This window comes from Glutamicibacter sp. (genome assembly GCF_050701915.1).
Lineage (GTDB): Bacteria > Actinomycetota > Actinomycetes > Actinomycetales > Micrococcaceae > Glutamicibacter.
This window is the reverse complement of sequence record NZ_JBOGEG010000016.1, coordinates 1-16,542: the sequence shown is the minus strand read 5'-3', so window position 1 is coordinate 16,542 and position 16,542 is coordinate 1. Positions and strand designations below refer to the sequence as shown.

The 16,542-nt window shown below is 59.9% G+C and carries 18 protein-coding genes; 10 read left to right on the top strand and 8 right to left on the bottom strand.

The window, feature by feature from the left end; translation table 11 throughout:
* Positions 1–71: 71 nt before the first annotated feature.
* On the bottom strand, positions 72–392 hold the full coding sequence (locus ACRDT3_RS10855; RefSeq protein WP_431492979.1) for a hypothetical protein: 321 nt from the start codon (positions 390–392) through the stop codon (positions 72–74).
* 124 nt (positions 393–516) lie between these two features.
* On the opposite strand from ACRDT3_RS10855, the gene ACRDT3_RS10850 reads away from it, so the two are divergent.
* Positions 517–1,269: a M50 family metallopeptidase gene (locus tag ACRDT3_RS10850; RefSeq protein ID WP_431492978.1), complete on the top strand. Its 753-nt coding sequence runs from the start codon at positions 517–519 to the stop codon at positions 1,267–1,269.
* Here the strand turns inward: ACRDT3_RS10850 and ACRDT3_RS10845 are convergent.
* Positions 1,261–2,541, bottom strand: coding sequence for a YihY/virulence factor BrkB family protein (locus tag ACRDT3_RS10845; protein ID WP_431492977.1), 1,281 nt, complete (start codon positions 2,539–2,541; stop codon positions 1,261–1,263). The genes ACRDT3_RS10850 and ACRDT3_RS10845 overlap by 9 nt on opposite strands.
* 517 nt (positions 2,542–3,058) lie before the next feature.
* Between ACRDT3_RS10845 and ACRDT3_RS10840 the strand changes: the two genes are divergently transcribed.
* Together ACRDT3_RS10840 and ACRDT3_RS10835 are read left to right on the top strand one after the other, a co-directional pair.
* On the top strand, positions 3,059–3,769 hold the full coding sequence (locus ACRDT3_RS10840) for a transglycosylase family protein (RefSeq protein WP_431492976.1): 711 nt from the start codon (positions 3,059–3,061) through the stop codon (positions 3,767–3,769).
* A 111-nt stretch (positions 3,770–3,880) separates the two neighbouring features.
* A complete protein-coding gene (locus tag ACRDT3_RS10835; protein ID WP_431492975.1) occupies positions 3,881–5,251 on the top strand; it encodes a CoA transferase in 1,371 nt (456 codons plus the stop codon).
* Here the strand turns inward: ACRDT3_RS10835 and ACRDT3_RS10830 are convergent.
* Positions 5,248–5,967 carry a PaaX family transcriptional regulator gene (locus tag ACRDT3_RS10830; protein ID WP_431492974.1) on the bottom strand — a complete coding sequence of 240 codons (720 nt, stop codon included), beginning with the start codon at positions 5,965–5,967 and terminating at the stop codon, positions 5,248–5,250. The genes ACRDT3_RS10835 and ACRDT3_RS10830 overlap by 4 nt on opposite strands.
* 109 nt (positions 5,968–6,076) lie before the next feature.
* Positions 6,077–6,943 (bottom strand): tryptophan 2,3-dioxygenase, encoded by an 867-nt coding sequence (gene kynA, locus ACRDT3_RS10825; protein WP_431492973.1) that lies wholly within the window; start codon positions 6,941–6,943, stop codon positions 6,077–6,079.
* Positions 6,944–7,097: 154 nt separating this feature from the next.
* On the opposite strand from kynA, the gene ACRDT3_RS10820 reads away from it, so the two are divergent.
* The 4 genes from ACRDT3_RS10820 (at position 7,098) to ACRDT3_RS10805 (ending at position 10,994) form a co-directional block, all read left to right on the top strand.
* Complete coding sequence (locus ACRDT3_RS10820) at positions 7,098–7,781, top strand: CE1759 family FMN reductase (RefSeq protein WP_431492972.1); 684 nt, start codon at positions 7,098–7,100, stop codon at positions 7,779–7,781.
* A 239-nt stretch (positions 7,782–8,020) separates the two neighbouring features.
* Complete coding sequence (gene hpaH, locus ACRDT3_RS10815; protein ID WP_431492971.1) at positions 8,021–8,806, top strand: 2-oxo-hept-4-ene-1,7-dioate hydratase; 786 nt, start codon at positions 8,021–8,023, stop codon at positions 8,804–8,806.
* Positions 8,791–9,600, top strand: a complete 810-nt coding sequence (locus ACRDT3_RS10810) for an aldolase/citrate lyase family protein (RefSeq protein WP_431492970.1) — start codon at positions 8,791–8,793, stop codon at positions 9,598–9,600. Before hpaH ends, ACRDT3_RS10810 begins: the two co-directional genes overlap by 16 nt.
* 104 nt (positions 9,601–9,704) lie before the next feature.
* Positions 9,705–10,994 (top strand): cell division protein PerM, encoded by a 1,290-nt coding sequence (locus ACRDT3_RS10805; protein WP_431492969.1) that lies wholly within the window; start codon positions 9,705–9,707, stop codon positions 10,992–10,994.
* Between the two features lie 18 nt (positions 10,995–11,012).
* Here ACRDT3_RS10805 and ACRDT3_RS10800 read toward each other — a convergent pair whose 3' ends face one another.
* Together ACRDT3_RS10800 and ACRDT3_RS10795 are read right to left on the bottom strand one after the other, a co-directional pair.
* Positions 11,013–11,651 (bottom strand): hypothetical protein, encoded by a 639-nt coding sequence (locus tag ACRDT3_RS10800; RefSeq protein ID WP_431492968.1) that lies wholly within the window; start codon positions 11,649–11,651, stop codon positions 11,013–11,015.
* A 105-nt stretch (positions 11,652–11,756) separates the two neighbouring features.
* Entirely contained in the window at positions 11,757–12,287 is a 531-nt protein-coding gene (locus ACRDT3_RS10795; protein ID WP_431492967.1) for a DinB family protein, read from the bottom strand.
* Between the two features lie 148 nt (positions 12,288–12,435).
* Here ACRDT3_RS10795 and purN point away from each other — a divergent pair, with 148 nt between their 5' ends.
* Positions 12,436–13,005 carry a phosphoribosylglycinamide formyltransferase gene (gene purN, locus ACRDT3_RS10790; RefSeq protein ID WP_431492966.1) on the top strand — a complete coding sequence of 190 codons (570 nt, stop codon included), beginning with the start codon at positions 12,436–12,438 and terminating at the stop codon, positions 13,003–13,005.
* A gap of 32 nt (positions 13,006–13,037) precedes the next feature.
* On the top strand, positions 13,038–14,552 hold the full coding sequence (locus ACRDT3_RS10785) for an SDR family NAD(P)-dependent oxidoreductase (protein ID WP_431492965.1): 1,515 nt from the start codon (positions 13,038–13,040) through the stop codon (positions 14,550–14,552).
* Between the two features lie 24 nt (positions 14,553–14,576).
* Here ACRDT3_RS10785 and ACRDT3_RS10780 read toward each other — a convergent pair whose 3' ends face one another.
* Both ACRDT3_RS10780 and ACRDT3_RS10775 read right to left on the bottom strand, forming a co-directional pair.
* The gene (locus ACRDT3_RS10780) at positions 14,577–15,242 is read right to left on the bottom strand and encodes a zf-HC2 domain-containing protein (RefSeq protein WP_431492964.1); all 666 of its coding nucleotides are present in this window, start codon (positions 15,240–15,242) and stop codon (positions 14,577–14,579) included.
* Positions 15,239–15,742, bottom strand: a complete 504-nt coding sequence (locus tag ACRDT3_RS10775; protein WP_431493033.1) for a sigma-70 family RNA polymerase sigma factor — start codon at positions 15,740–15,742, stop codon at positions 15,239–15,241. Before ACRDT3_RS10775 ends, ACRDT3_RS10780 begins: the two co-directional genes overlap by 4 nt.
* A 207-nt stretch (positions 15,743–15,949) precedes the next feature.
* Between ACRDT3_RS10775 and ACRDT3_RS10770 the strand changes: the two genes are divergently transcribed.
* Positions 15,950–16,465 (top strand): COG4315 family predicted lipoprotein, encoded by a 516-nt coding sequence (locus ACRDT3_RS10770; protein ID WP_431492963.1) that lies wholly within the window; start codon positions 15,950–15,952, stop codon positions 16,463–16,465.
* Positions 16,466–16,542: the final 77 nt, after the last annotated feature.

Here is a 16,542-nt window from a genome sequence, read left to right as displayed (position 1 = left end):
TGAGCCTTTCGTTGACTTGTTTCTTACCTAGTCAACGTAGCACCAGACCCCGACAGATTCGCTGATGCCGATTAGGACAGCTCTTCTTTGTTCTTGTTGGAACCGCCAAGAACGAGCGAGAGAATGGCAACGCCAGCCGTCACCGAGTTCACCGCTGGCCACGCACCGATTTTCTTGGCCAGCGGATGAGAAGCGCCGAAGCCTCCGAGGTAGGCGCTGATCAAGGCAATGGCTTTAGCCGTTCCAGCATCTTTCTTCCAAAGCACGAAGGCGCCGGCGCCTGCAATACCGAGCACTACCGCAGCCAGCGGGCGCTTCTTGGTGGCACGACCGGTAGCGTATCCGCCCACTAAACCGGTGGTGGCCAAGGCGGTTGAAACGATGCGAGACATGAGACTCCTCCAGATATATAGCAAAATGTTTCGCTTTGCAGACTATGCCCGTCACCTGTGATGTTTCCCAGAAAGTCGGGACATGCACTCTCCGGCCACTTGGTATTAGGTGGGGCTTGCAAGAATGAGTAATACCGAACGCCACTTAGGAGCAGGAATGAATCTAGATATTGCCCAGGCCTGGGAGCGGCTCTCGCAGCCGGTGAACGTGGCCTTGAACCAGTGGCAGTGGCTGATCGTTGCGTTCGTGATCCTGCTATTGGTGGTACCCCGTCCGGTCTGGCGTATCACCGGCTTGTACTCCACGCTTATTCATGAGCTCGGCCATATCATCGCGGCCTTATTCACGGGTAGATATGTGGCTGGCCTGCGGTTGGGCTGGGACCACTCCGGAGAAGTGCGAAGTATTGGACGGGGCAAGATCTCTGTCATTGTCTCGGGGATTTTCGGGTACCCCGCACCAATATGGGTTTCAGCCTTGATGCTGTGGGGGATATCTACGGGCTATTCCGGGCGGGCGCTAGGAATTTACGCGTTGCTGTTCCTGCTGGCGCTGATCTTTGTCCGAAATTGGCCGGCCTTTATTGTGTGCACTATCAGCGCAGTAGTGGCATTGGGAGTGGTCTTCTTTGCACCTGTCGAAGCGTACCTGTATCTGGCTTTGCTTATCGCTGGGTTCTTGCTGCTGGCTGGCCTTAAGGACTTTGTGAAGCTTCTTTCGGTACATCTCTGGAGACGCCAGGATATTGCGCAATCCGATGCATACTTGATCGCCGAGGCTACGCGGACCTTTGCCTCATTGTGGGTTTTGGTGATTCTTGTTTTGGGTTCTGGTGGCCTCTGGTGGGCACTGCTGAGTTTATTGGGACTATTCTGAGCCCCTGCGCAGATCGCGTTTGGTTTTCACGCGGCTAGCGGTCCAAGCCGCCACGGCAACCAGCCCCATGGGGAGTAGCTTCATCTTGCGCTTTGGCCTGGTGGATGGATCCCTTTCCATATCTTGCAGTGGGTCGCCACCGTGCTTGATACGGATTTCCTGGGCCTGGACGAGGTCCTTGTAAGTTGCCAATTCCTGCTTGGCTACCAAAGTGTCATCACGCAGCGGAAGAAGTACATCATCGGTGGCAGGCATGCCCGTGCGAAGCTGGCGGAGGCGGATGAATTCGATATCCACCAAGGCTCCGAGGAGCAAAGCGATGTTGCTGATCCAGCAAGCAAGAACCAAGATGATCACGCCACCAATGGTTCCGTAGGTGGCGGAGTAGCTGGCGAACTGTGAAACATAAAAACCGAAGCCGAAGACCGACAGTCCCAGGATCACCAGAGCCGTCAGGGTGCCGGGCGAGAACCAGCGGAATTTCGTTGGCTTGACGTTGGGGGTGAAGTAGTAAAGCAAGGCCAGAACCAGGAGCAGCATCACGAGCATCAATGGGGGCTTAGCGATATTTAGCACGAGTACAAAGCTGTCACCCATGCCAATGATATTGCCGATTCCACGGGCGACGGAGCCCGAAGCTAGCAAGAGCACCAGGGTCACGACCGCAACCAGCATAATCAGTACGGTAATCAGGAACATCTGCGGACGGCGCTTCCACTGCGGGCGGCCTTCCGGCGCACCATAAAGCCGGTTCAACGCGCGGCTAAATGCCGTGACGTATCCAGATGTACTCCATAACGCACCGAGTGAACCGGCGAGGATTGCCCAGAACGTTCCGCTGGCTTGGGATGCCAAACCTGCGAGCAACTGTTCGGCCGTGTCGAGCAATTGCTGGGAGTCGCCACTTACGGATTGTCCGTTCGGGGCGAGGCTTTGCTCTAGCAGCTCCATGATCCATTTGGTGCCGCTTTCGCTGGCACCTGCCAAGGACAAGAGCGAGATCAATGCCAACAAGCCGGGGAACATGGCAAGGACCATGAAGTAAGACAGGGAGGCTGCTACATCTAGTCCATCGTTGCGAAAGAATTCCCGCAGGGCTCGGGGATAGCAGGTCAAGGATTCTATGAATCGGTCTTTGGTCATGCTGCCTTTTACTGGCATTGAGTTCCCCTGTCTGACTGATGAAATCAAACCTACAGCTCTGGCTTCTTGAAACACATTACCTAAGGGCAATTTAGTTGACTTGTTGTTTGAGCGTCGCGGTGTGTCCATTGCCCGGGAATACCTTGAGAGGGCAGCGAGGAAGCGGGCGTCTGCTGGAGAAATAATGCCCCTTCAGAGTGCCTTCCGCCGTTCGTATCGGGCGCAGCTTTTCCACCTATGGCGACGCAGGAATGCAACCTTAGAGGGCGCTGGGCGTGACCCGCGAGCGGATTGCAAGCTATATCACAGTGCGCTGATGAATATCCACTTTTGGAAAGTAACATTTTCGTTGCTTGATATGGGGATCGTGGTGGATTTCGGAGCAGATTTAAAACTTTTTTCTAACCAAGTGACCTGTATTTACGGGGTTTCTGACCGTTTCCTGAGTTGCGAGGGTGGTGGGTTGGTGCGTTATGGTCGTTCATAACGTTTCGATAACACTCGCAGTGTTATGGGGAAACAGGTACTGCCGGGACTTCCAAACCACTCACCAGGGCAGTATTTAATCAAAGTCGAAATGCGACGCTGAGTGGTGCACAAGGATGGTCTAGGAAGACTTGAGCGCGGGAAGAGCAACTGGAGAATCATGATCCAGCAGAAGACCAAGAACTTGATCCGTCGCGGTGGAGCCTCGCTGGCCGCCGTTGCAGTTGCCGGCACCGCAATCGTTGCCGCTTCCGCACCAGCTAACGCTGCAGGCACCTGGGACAAGCTTGCTCAGTGCGAGTCCGGTGGCAACTGGTCGATCAACACCGGCAATGGCTACTACGGCGGCCTGCAGTTCTCGCTGTCCACCTGGAAGGCGTTTGGCGGCTCGGGCATGCCGCACCAGGCCTCGAAGGCCGAGCAGATCCGCATTGCAACCAAGGTCCAGGCATCTCAGGGTTGGGGCGCATGGCCAGCATGTACTGCAAAGCTGGGCATTAGCGGTACCCCTTCGGGTTCCGCGACTCCTCAGAAGCAGGCAGCGCCAAAGCAGCAGGCAGCACCTAAGCAGCAGGCAGCACCGAAGCAGCAGGCAGCGCCAAAGCAGCAGACCGCTCCGGTTCAGAAGCAGGCTCCTAAGCAGCAGGCGGCTCCAAAGCACGCTGCTCCGGCTCCAAAGGCACCAGTGTTCAACATTGACGTGAGCGATTCGGGCAAGGACTACACCGTCAAGTCAGGTGATACCTTGGCCAAGATTGCCGACCAGCTTGGCGTCAAGGACTGGCGCGGCCTGTTCGTCTTGAACGACGACCAGCTGACCAACCCAGACCTGATCATGGTTGGGCAGACCCTGAACGTTCCAGCGAACTAATTTCGCAGAGCTTCAGAAAACCCGCGTCGCGTATTTTTTACGCGACGCGGGTTTCCTGTTTTGGAGCTGCCTGCACCGTAGTGGTGAATATCCAGGTATAGGCTGGGGCGCATGCGACATTCCGAAGATGAGCGCGTGGCGGTAGAGAACATCCTGGGATCAGGGTTCATTGCGCACCGATTGCTCGAGGCGGCTGGCAACTGCCCTATTACCGGGCCCGCGGTCTGGTGGGCTGGTCCCTTGAATGTGGAGAAGCTCGCAGCGCGATCCGTTGGCTTGGTTTGCACCGCGCTTAATGCCCTTGCCGCTTCGTCACCGTGGCTGGCATCGGAGACGCCGGATATCGCAGCTGCTTTCGCGTCCTCTGCTCACTTGCGCATTGCTGGGGAGAAAACGCAAGGTTTTGCTCCATATTCGGGATTTTACCGAACTGCCGATGGCTGGATCAGAACCCACGCGAATTACCCTCATCACGAGCACTCGCTCAAATCCGCGTTGGGAGCATCTGCGGGGATCAAAGTTGCAGATGCGCTGGCAAGCCTTTCAGCCCACGATGCCCAAGAACGCATCGTTGCAGCTGGGGGAATTGCCGCGCAGGTGCGATCACGTCAACAGTGGCTCAGCTCAGCCGAAGGCAAGGTGGCCGGCAGCGGGCACTGGGCACAATTTCGCATGCGCCCAATAGGTTCGGCCCCGGTCTGGAAATTTGAACCGCGCGCAGGAATGCCGCTTCACGGGTTGAAGGTCTTGGACCTCACACGGGTTATCGCCGGCCCCACCGCAACCAGAACGCTCGCCGCCCTTGGCGCCCAGGTCTTGCGCGTGGACGGGCCGCTACTCCCCGAATTGCCTTGGCAATATGTTGATACCGGATTCGGCAAGCGCAGCACGCTGCTGGATTTGAAAAGCGCATCGGGGCAGGCGCGGATTCACGAACTGCTGCAGGATGCTGATGCCGTCATCCTGGGCTATCGCCCCGGGGCCTTGGCCAGGGCAGGGCTTGGCGAGAATGAATTAGCCCAGCGGTACCCGGAGCTCATTGTTGCTGAATTAGGTGCGTGGGGCTTTTCAGGGCCTTGGGCCCAGCGGCGCGGGTTCGACAGCATCGTGCAAGCCGCCACCGGCATTTCACAGGTCTACCGTGGCAACGGGCAATCTCCGGGCGCTCTGCCGGTGCAGGCCCTGGATCACGCCACCGGTTACGGGCTCGCTGCTGCCATTATCGCCTTGGTTCGTGCCCGCAGCGCCCAAGGACGTACCGGGTCGGTGCGATTCTCCTTGGCTCGGACGGCTCATGCCCTGTTCGCATTCGACGCCACGCAACAACCCGCTCAATTCGACAGTGGCGTGCGGCTGAAGCGAATGGATAGCGCTTACGGGACTCTTGAATATGTCCCGCCGCCTTTCAGCCTGGCAGGCCAAGCACTGGACTACGCCGATCCGCCTGCGCCGTATGGAGAAGACGAACCAGTCTGGAGCTAGGAAGCCAGAAGCGAGCGTGCGAAGAGCAAGGCTGGTTCCTGGAATGCGGTGGACAGTGCCAAGAAGCGTTCTCGACTTTCATCGCCGGGCCAATGCGCGGGCAACATGAACCCCGGTAAACCGGGGTCAAGGTAGGGAAGGGCGCGCCATGAATCGACCATCTTGACGTACCCCCGATAAGCGCTGGGCGGAGCAGTGTCGCTGGAATCGAAGGACTCGGTGCTCTCCAAGAAGGCTAGATGCAACGTGCCCAGGCGCTCAAGATCCCACCACTGCCCGGCAGCCTGCTGCGGTGTTCCGGGGAAGTGCGGTTGCTGGGCGGTGAAAAGCGTCGCATGTTCCCTGGCGCCCAAGGCGCTGAGCACCGCCGAGACTTCCTCGCGCAAGTACTCAGGGAAAATCCATAACCCGGATCCGAGCATGCCTCCGCCAAGCTGCAGGAAATTCTTGCGAACCTGGTGGCGCAATGAGCGCAAGGTCTCCGGCAGCGAGTAGGCCACCAGGCACCAGGGGTCGGTGCCCGACATTTGACGTGGGGTGAATATTCTTCTGGTGCCACGCTCAAACATCTGTTGCGCGGCGCTCGAAACGCGCAAGGTGGAAGGCTGCGCTGCTTCCAGTACTTCTCGGTCAATTAGTCGAGAGATGGCGGTTTGCGCCGCAGGGACCGAAACTCCGGCAGCACGGGCCAGCTCCACTATCTGGGTGCGCGCCACCGGTGTTTTCTCGTGCCGTATATAAAGGCCGGTAATCGTGCGGATAATCGATGTGGCGCTTCCGCTTCTCGCCTCGAAATCATCGAGGCTCAGCGCCGTGAGGGAGGTGTTACTTGCCAATTTCGGTACGCACCGCGAACAGCTCTGGGAAAAAGGTCAGATCCAGGGCGCGCTTGAGGAAGTCAACGCCCGAGGAACCTCCGGTGCCACGCTTGAAGCCAATGGTGCGCTGGACAACGCGCATGTGGCGGAAGCGCCATGCCTGGAAGTTGTCCTCGACATCTACCAAGTCCTCGCAGGCCTGGTAGAAGCCCCAGCGGGTGTCCTCCGACTCGTAGATGTCCTTGAACACTGGCACCAGTGCCTCCTGGAATGCCCAAGGCTTGGTGAAGTCCCGTGAAAGCACCTCTTCGGGAATGTCGTAACCGTGGCGGGCCAGAGCCGCGAGGAAGACATCGTAGAGACCTGGCTCGTGAAGCAGCTTGGACAGTAGTTCGTGGGCCTTTGGATCTGCCTCGTGGACCTTGAGCATGCCGTCATGCTTGTTGCCCAGGATGAATTCGACGGCGCGGTACTGGAAAGACTGGAACCCGGAGGACGAACCGAGGAAGCCGCGGAACTGTGCGTATTCGCGCGGCGTCAGGGTAGCCAGGACCGACCACTGTTCGGTCAGGGTTTTTTGGATGTGCTTTACACGGGCAAGGCATTTCAGTGCCTTGCCGAAGTCATCGAGGCCCAGCAGGCGGCGAGCTTCGAGGAGTTCATGGAGCATGAGCTTGAGCCACAGTTCGCTGGTCTGGTGCTGGATGATGAAGAGCATTTCATCGTGGTGCTCGGGAACGCTGACCGGATGCTGCGCGGACAGGATGCGTTCCAGATCAAGGTAGCTACCGTAGGACATCGTGTTCTTGAAGTCAGTGCGGACGCCATCTTCAATTGCGCGCTGGTTCTCGGTCTGTGGCTTCGAATTGCTCATAGGCAGATATTATCAATAAATTTGCGACCGTCACAATAGTGAAAAACCGACCTTGGCCGGCGAATCGAAAAAGATCTTCCAATGCCGGGAATACACCTGGCGCCCCTGCTGTTGATACATGCATACGCATATAAATAGTGGAAGGTCAGGAATCGTGAGCAAGTCAGTAGTCGTCATTAGCGGTGGGCTGGGAACTCCGTCGAGCTCCTCGCTGCTGGGTCAGCAAATCGGACAGAATATTGCCACGCAGCTGGCTTCCGCGGGGGTGCAGGCCGACGTGAGCAATATCGAACTGCGTGAGCATGCTGGTGAGATCACCAATAATATGCTCACCGGTTTTGCCGCCCCAGGCCTGCAAAAAGTTATCGACGCGGTGGTGAATGCTGACGTGCTCGTGGCCGTTACCCCGGTCTTCACAGCGTCAGTCTCAGGTCTGTTCAAGTCCTTCCTCGATATTCTGGACCCTAAATCGCTAAACGGTAAGCCGGTCGTGCTAGCCGCCACCGCGGGAACCCAGCGGCACCAGCTCGCGGTTGACTATGCCATGCGCCCGATCTTCTCCTACCTCAGGGCGCAAATCATGCCGACAACGGTTTTTGCGGCTTCGGAAGACTTCGGTGGGCAGGGACTGTCTGGCACACTGGCCGATCGCGCTCGCAGGGTTGCGCAAGAAGTCGTCCTGGTGCTGTCCCTGGACGAAGGGGAGTTATCCGCTGACGCGGATTTGGGGGATACCCGTTCCATCGCCCCTTCGGTCAGCGAATTCGCCGATCCTGACGATGAACTCTCCTCATTGCCATTCGAAGCGTTGCTGGCAAACCTCAAGTCCGGATCCTGAGGCGTTCTGTTCCGCCGTGTTGATCCCACCACCATGTACCCGCACCGGGTTGCATGGTGGTGGGATCATTTCTTTTTTGCGCATGGGAGCTCGAACGGCCATGAATGTGGAGCAAAATGTTAGTACGATGTGCCATCAATCTCGAACCTCGGTACGATCAAGAACCGTGAGCTAAGTCATCTCTTCGAGATGATGGCAGCTCCAAGAGGTTTGAACAGTAGTGAAAGGTGTAGCCGTCGATGCTATCCGAGGAAACAATCACGGCCATTGCCGATGAGCTGGTCCAGGCCGGCGAGACACGGACTCCCGTGCCGCGTTTGACCGCACGTTATCCAGAAATGACGGTAGAAGATTCCTACCGGGTCCAGAACCTGTGGCGCCAGCGTTCCGAAGCTGCTGGCCGGGTGCTGGTAGGCCGCAAGATTGGGCTGACTTCCCGCGCCATGCAGATGGCTACCGGAATCACGGAGCCTGACTACGGAATCATCTTTGATGACATGGTCTACGATTCCGGCGCGAAGCTGAAGTGGGAAGACTTCACCGGCGCCCGCGTGGAGATGGAGCTGGCCTTCAAACTCAAGAAGGACATCGAAGGTCCAAGGGCGAACATTTTCGATGTACTCGAGGCTACTGAATACGTCATCCCTGCTCTGGAAATCCTCGATGCCCGCGTGGAGATGGAAGGCCGCACAATTGTGGATACCATCAGTGACAACGCCGCCATGGGTGCCATGGTGATCGGCGGCAATCCGGTCAAGCCCGAAAACGTCGATTTGCGCTGGGTCTCCGGGATCTTGTTCAAGAACCAGACCGTTGAAGAAACCGGCGTCGCAGCCGGTGTGCTGAACCACCCTGCCGCTGGCGTGTACTGGCTGGCCAACAAGATTGCCCCGCACGGCGACAAGCTCAAGGCCGGGGAAATCATCCTGGCCGGATCCTTCTCCCGTCCAATGTGGGTCAATGCAGGGGATACCGTCTTTGCTGATTACGGACCGCTAGGAACTGTCACATGTCATTTCGAGTAGAAGCAGATCCGTCGCTGAAAGACGCGCTCAAGGACGCCGACCACTCGTTGGCAGGTATCTGGGTATGTTCGGCCTCCCCGCTGATCGCTGAGATCTGCGCAGGTGCAGGGTTCGATTGGCTGTTCATCGATGGCGAGCACTCGCCCAACGACCTGCAGAACATCTTGGCCCAGCTGCAAGCTGTCCGGAGCTACCCGGTAGTTCCAGTGGTCCGCCCTGCGGTCAACGATCCGGTGGTCATCAAGCAGTTCCTGGATCTGGGCGTGCAATCGCTGATCATCCCAATGGTCAATGATGCCCAGCAAGCTGCCGCTGCCGTGGCCTCCTGCCAGTACCCGCCCAAGGGCGTACGCGGTGTCGGTTCCGCCCTGGCCCGCTCGGCCCGTTGGAACCGCATCCCCGAGTACCTGACCCGCGCTGATGAAACCATCACCATCATGGTTCAAATCGAAGCGGATGAAGCGGTGCGGAACGTCGAGGAAATCGTTGCCACCGAAGGTGTTGACGGTATTTTCATCGGTCCATCGGACCTGGCCGCCTCCATGGGCGTCATTGGCCAGCAGAGCCACCCAGACGTGGTCGCCGCGGTGATCAAGTCCATCAATGCTGCCAAGGCCGCAGGCAAGTATGCCGGGGTCAACGCCTTCGACCAGAAGAGCGCCCGCGAATACATGGCCGCCGGCGCGGACTACGTGGGCGTGGGCGCCGACGTGGCACTGCTGGCACGTGCCACCGAAACACTGGCTGCAAGCTTCAGTTCTGAGGCCCAAAGCGCTGCACCGGACAGCTACTAACCCGGTGTTCTAGGCAACCCTTCAGGTCATCATTGCGCGTCGATCGAGGTCGGTCGGCGCCAATGATGGCAACATTGAAGATGATGAGCCGCGAAAAGAAACCCATGAAGGCAGTGATGTTGCGCCTGCGCAACGGCTGGCCAATGCCCCTGGCGTTGCAGGGGGTCTTCGAGATACTGCAATCCGTGGTCTTTTGCCTTGCCCTGATCACGCTGCCGCTGGTCGCCGTCTATTTCAGCGGCGGCTTCCTCGAAGACTCGTTTGAGGCCATCTTGCAGTTCGGCGGGCTCATTTGGCTGCTCATCCACGGCGTGCCAGTGGAGCTCTTGAATCTCGGACCCGAGGCGGACCCCAGTTCGGTGACTGGATGGGTCACGCTGATCCCATTGGGACTATCGCTATTGCCGTTCTTGTTCTGCTTGCGTGCGGGACGACGCATCGCCCGCGCCTCCTACACCGACCAGCTCTGGCAAGGGCTGCTCGGCGCCTTCGTAGCTTACGGGGCCATCGGTACCGGCATCGGGTTCCTCGCCAATAATTCGCACGCGCGGGTCAATATCATCGCGGCTGCCTTCATTCCGCTGATCATCGCGCTCGTGGGCCTGGTCATTGGTGCGCGCCGCGAAGCCGGCTCCTGGGCTCGTCTTTTCGGTGTTGACATGGCCGCCTATATTCAGCGGATCTCACCGCATCGCCGCTGGGCCGGATCCTACGTATGGCATGTGATCGTGGCCGGGTTCCTTGGCTATGTTGCGGCCGTGGGAATCTCCGGATTGCTGCTGACCATCAACCTGGGCGTGCACTGGACCGACGTCGCTAACGTGTCGCAGGAGCTGCGTCCGGGCCCGATCGGTTCGGCCGCGCTGACTACGGTCCAGCTTTCCTTCGTCCCGAATGCAGTGTTCTGGGTCTTGTCCTGGATCAGCGGTGGCGGTTTCAGCATCGGCACCGGCAGCACCCTGTCCACCCTTGAAACCACGGTGGGCCCGTTGCCGTCGATTCCGATGCTGGCTGCCCTTCCTTCAGGGGAGATGGCGCATCAATGGCTGTTCCTGCTGATTCCAGTGGCCGCGGGCATTGTCGCCGGCTGGTACTTCTTGCGCGTGGGCGAGAACCACCTCGAAGACTGGTTTGCCCGTCGGATTCCGTTCAATGCCTTGTCGCTGGCGGCATCGACCGCGTCCTTGGCGGTCTTCACCGGCATTGTCTGCGGGCTGTTGAGCCTGATCGGTTCCTGGCTGTCATCCGGGTCCCTGGCCATTGGGCGACTGGTTGAGATCGGCCCGAACATGTGGGCGACCGCAGGCGCACTGGCACTGCAAATCGGTGTGGGCACCGCGATCGGCTACCTGATTGCCCCGCTGTTCGAGACCGACCCGGTACTCGAAGGCTAGAGGCTTGCCGCTGTTGTTCTAGGTCAGACTGGCCAAAACCAGCGGATCGCCGCCAGGACGGTTGATGGTGATCGTTCCAAGTGCTCGGGCGGTCGAATCCTCCATCACCAGCAGCACCGAATCGTTTTCGGCGACTACCTGGATATCTTCGGCTTCAAGCTCGGGGTGCTCGGCGCGAAGCCCGGAGATGGAGTTCTTCACAGTCACGTCGCTAACGCCAGCAGGCATCAGGTAGGTGACGATCTTGAGGCTGTTTTCACCGCCATCGACCTTGAGCGGAACACCGTTCTGCACCACGTAATCCATCGTCGGGCAGGTGGTCCCGGCGATTTCGTAATCGCCATCTTCTTCCGTCGGCTTTGGAATGGCCACCATGCACAACTGTCCTTCGCTGCCCACGGCGACATAGTGCCTGCCAAAATCCGAGGTGGCCAGCAGGTGGCGGGTTTCCGCATCGTAGGATTCGGTATCCTCAAATCCCTCTGGAAGCTTGTCTTCGTCGCTCTGCGGTTGCGCCAGAAGCGGCAGGTATTCTCCAGCCGATGGGACCGGGGCATCAGATTCCCCGGCCTCCGGAATCCCGGCAGAACACGCAGATAAGCACAGCAGTCCGGTGAAAGCCAGTACCGCAATTTTTCCGAGATGTGCCTTGGGCATCACTGCCTGGCTCCTTACATAGAACTGTTTTCGCGCGTACGCCAAGAAGTCTAGCCAAAGGGCAGAACACCTGCCATTTAGCCCATTCGTTTGTGTCGGGCGCGGCTAGCTGCTCGCTGGAGCCAGATCCCACAGATGATGCACCACGTCATGCCAGGCGTACTGGTTCAGGGTTTCCACGGTAAAAGCGGCACCGTTCGAGCGCAGGCCGCGGCGGGAATACTGTGCCGGGTCGATGCTCGACAGCTTCGCGGCATAGCGGGCGGCGCTTTGGCGCAAAAGCTCGGCGACCTGCCCTGCCGGCAGCGAATTGTAGTTTCCCTCTTCGGCGGCCCGGTCCTGGTCCCAGTTGGGGAATGTCGGGTCATCGTGCTCAAGCATCAATTCGAAGCGCCCGATCATCACCTGCAGCATTTCGGCTACGTGGGCAACGTACTCCTGGTCGCTCCAGCGCGCAGGGTCCGTGCGGGTCTGCGCATCGGGGCGCCCGAGCACCTCGATAAAGCGGTCTACGCACACCGGAAGCCGGGCAACGGCATCGCCGGGCGAGATGCTGCGCACGTCGTGGGCGCACTGCTCGCACACCGTGTCCAGGACAAAGGTCCAGTCCTTGCCATCGGGAACTAGCTGGCTCATCAAGACCTCCAAGTCGAACGCCGCCGTGAAGGCCAGTCTATGGCCGATGCAGCAGCAGGGGCAGGGATTATGGCAACCACAGGGAAACGCCGTGCAACATTGCGTCCGGGTTGAAGCGCAGGAACCGGCGAACCGTAGAATTGAGCTCATGCGCATTGTGGTTTTGGTTTCAGGTACCGGTTCTAATCTCCAGTCAGTCATCGATGCAGTGGCCGACGGCCAGCTGGAAAACGTCGAGATTGCGGCCGTCGGTGCAGACAAGCACGACACCTACGGCGTGCAGCGCTCTGCAGAGGCGGGCATCTCGACCTTCGTGGTGAACTTCAAGGACTTCGCGGACCGTGCCGAATGGAACCATGCGCTAACCGAAAAGTGCTTGTCCTACGCCCCGGACTATGTTGTCTCCTCCGGTTTCATGCGCATCGTCGGTGAAGAATTCATCAAGGCTTTCGACGGCACCTACATCAACACCCACCCTGCGCTGCTGCCGTCCTTCCCCGGCGCCCATGGCGTGCGCGATGCGCTGGCCTACGGCGTGAAGGTTACCGGCTGCACCGTGCACATTGCCGATGCCGGGGTTGATACCGGTCCGATCCTGCGCCAGGAAGCGGTAGCCATCGAGGAGGGCGATACCGAACAGACCCTGCACGAACGCATCAAGGTGGTTGAGCGCCGCCTGCTCATCGCTACCCTTGCCGACCTCGCCCGGGGAAAGTAGCGTGCAACCCACCGCGTAAAATTGGTGGGGAGATGACTGAACTGACACCGCTGCCCGGGCAGGCACTAGAAACCGAACTGTTTACCGAAGCGGAACTGTCCGCCGCGTTGAAGGTCTTATCGGTGGTGCACCAGCTGGACCCCGAGGATGAACGGCATATTGCCGTGCGCAGAGCCACCAGCAACATGTTCAAAGCAGCCAAGCGGTACCGCAAGTCCCAAAAGCGTGCCGAAATCAGCGCCGCGGACCGGGCCGTGATTGAGCGTACCGCCACCGGCTCGCCGCATCGGCTGGATGATGAAACCCTCGGCCTGGATCTGAGCAGCTCAACTGGCAGCTCAAGTGCCGGGGAGTTCCGCAAGCCGCGTGGCTGCTACATCTGCAAGAAGCGCTACACCACCGTGGATGCCTTTCACCATTATCTCTGCCCGGACTGCGCTGCCGCGGGACGCGAACGCAGGGATGCACGCGCGGATCTGAGCGGAAAGCGCGCATTGCTGACCGGCGGACGAGCCAAAATTGGCATGCACATCGCGCTGCGTCTGCTGCGCGATGGCGCCCACACCACCATCACCACGCGTTTCCCCAAGGACGCCGCACGACGCTTCGCGGCCGTGGAGGACAGTGCCGAATGGATGCACCGGCTGCGCATTGCCGGTATCGACCTGCGCGACCCAGCCCAGGTCATCTCCCTGGCAGACCGCGTCGCTGCCGAAGGCCCGCTGGATATTCTGATCAATAATGCGGCACAGACCGTGCGGCGTACCGCCAACTCTTACCAGCATCTGATCGAATCCGAGCGCCAGCCCTTGGCAGCTGAATTGCTGGCCTGCAACGGGGGACCAGAGCTGTGGGGAGAAGCGAACCCGCCGGCTGCGCATCCCAGGGCCCTGGCCAGTGCCTTCCGCTTGGAACAAACGGCCCTGCTGGCCCCGGCAACTTCGGGAAGCTTCGATGCGCAGCAACTGGCAGAGTTGGCCATGCGCGCAGGCTCCGCATCGCTGGAACGCATGGCAGCGGGAACCGCAATCGACGCGGGCGGCCTGATCCCGGACGTGGTGACGGAGAATTCCTGGACCCAGATCCTAGGCGATGTTGACGCCCTGGAAATGCTGGAAGTGCAGTTGTGCAATGTCACCGCCCCGTTCTTGCTGGCTTCACGCCTGCGCCCGGCATTGGCCGCCAGCCAGGCGCGGCGCAAGTACATCGTGAACGTTTCAGCAATGGAAGGCCAGTTCTCCCGCCGCTACAAGGGAGCCGGGCACCCGCACACGAATATGGCCAAGGCCTCGCTGAACATGCTCACCCGCACCAGCGCGGAAGAAATGCTGAACACCGACAGCATTCTCATGACCGCAGTGGACACCGGCTGGATTACCGATGAACGCCCGCATGAGGCGAAGGTCCGCAAAGCCGCCGCCGGGTGGCATGCCCCATTGGACCTGATCGATGGCGCCGCCCGGGTGTACCAGCCCATCGTTGACGGGGAGCGCGGCATTGACTTGTACGGGTGCTTCCTCAAGGATTACGAGCCCTCGCCGTGGTAGGGATCCGCGCGTGATGCTCCTGGGCTAGGAAGTGCCATGCTGGGGCAGCGGAACCTCGGCCAGCACCGTTGAGCCGGCATCGCGCAGCTGGATGGCCGAAATGTCGTGCAGCATCACTGGCACAGCACCGGTCATTTGCGTCTGGCCCGTAGCGGTGGCCTGCCAGGCTCCGGCCTGGTCGGCACTTCCTGCCGCATCCAGCACCCATAGCGAGAGCTTGCCATCGGTGGGCAGGTCGTGGCCATTGAAATTCACTTCGGTGCCCCATGCCTTGGCGTTCAGCCCCAAGGCCACCTGCGCGCCGGTGCTGCTTTGCACCTCGTAGCTGGCATCCGGTTCCGGTACCTGCGAAGGAAACAGCACGGGCGATAGCCCGAGCCCCAGTGCGACCGAAGCCGCGACGGCCGCGGTGAAGCCGGCGCCCTGCGCGATCCGCCGGTTGCGCCGCCGGACCCTCAAGTCCCCCATCGATCGGGCCGGGGCAGCAGACTGCCGATCCGCAGGGCGAGCCGCGAGCAGGGCGTGGGCGGTTGCCCGGTCCATAGTGCGCAGCCGTTGGCCCACTGCGGCTAATTGCTGCGAATCCAGCTGGCATTGCTGGCACCCGGAGAGGTGCGCTTCAAATGCTGCTTGCTCTCCGGGAGCCAACCCGCCAAGCAGATATGTGCCGAGTTCGAGGTGCTCGTTCACTGTTCCACTCCCATCTCGACCAGGATCTCGCGCAACGAGCGCAGAGCATAGTAGGCGCGGGACTTCACGGTTCCCTCCGGGATCTGCAGCTCCAGTGCCGTTTGGGCCACGGTGGAACCGAAGTAATGCAGATGGACTACCACCTGCCGATGCTCCAGGCTCAAACGCATCAGCGCCTCCTCCATCAGGATCCGGTCCAGGGCCTCGGCGATGCCGGCAGCCGAACCGTTGGACTCGGGATCGACTTCTCCCAGGGGAATTGCCGAGATCCTCGCGGCGGCTCGTCGGTGCCGGTCAATGATGACATTGCGTGCCGTGGCAAAGAGGTAGCTGCGCAGTGAACCGGTCACGTCCGGAGCGGCCTTCCAGACACGAAGCACCGTTTCCTGCACCACGTCATCGGCCTCCTCTGGGCTGCGTGCCACTCGCATGGCGAAACGCCGCAGGGCATCGCCGTGCTCGCGGTAGATATCGGAGACTACCTGCGCATCCAAGGGCACCTTCGTTCCATCAGGTTTCCTGTGATCCAAGGCTTCACTTCCTTAGACGTAGCCGAGCGGCAAATGGTTCAACCATGGCCCAAGTATGAATAAGAAATTCCATGAAAAGTGAACCCGGGCACGATTCCCTGCGTCTTATAGGGTGAGGGCGCGGTAAGCACGCTCCCCTGGGACGCGGTTCAGCCTGCACGAGGAAAGGAACGGACCATGGGTAACAAGAACAGCAAGAGAGTTGCGGTTTCAACGGCCGCCGTGTTCTCAGCGGCATTGCTGCTGGCCGGATGCGGTGGCGGCACTGGTTCCGGCGGCGGTGGCGGAGGATATGGGGGCGGAGGCGGAAGCACCAGCGAAGCCCCAATGGAAACCGGGTCCGGGGCTGACTTGGGTGTTGCTTCCACCGAGCTAGGAGATGTCGTGGTGGATTCCAAAGGCATGACCCTGTACTACTTCACAAAGGATGAGAAGGGCGCAGCGACCAGCGCTTGCACCGGTGATTGCCTGGCCAAGTGGCCGATTGCCACGACCACGAGCGATGAGCCGGCATTGGATGGTGTCACCGGTGACGTGGACGTCATAGAAAGCCCCGAGGGAGAAATGCAGCTGACGCTCAACGGCATGCCGCTGTATACCTTCGCCCAGGATGCCAAGCCCGGAGATACCGCCGGCCACGGAGTAGGCGGGGTCTGGTATGCGATTTCCCCTGACGGGACAATGATTCAATAATTCCCGCAGTCCAGAGCCAGGGAAGGCTTCGGGGCCGGGCCCGCACGCGTAGGAGCGTGCCGGCCCCGCCCCGGAAC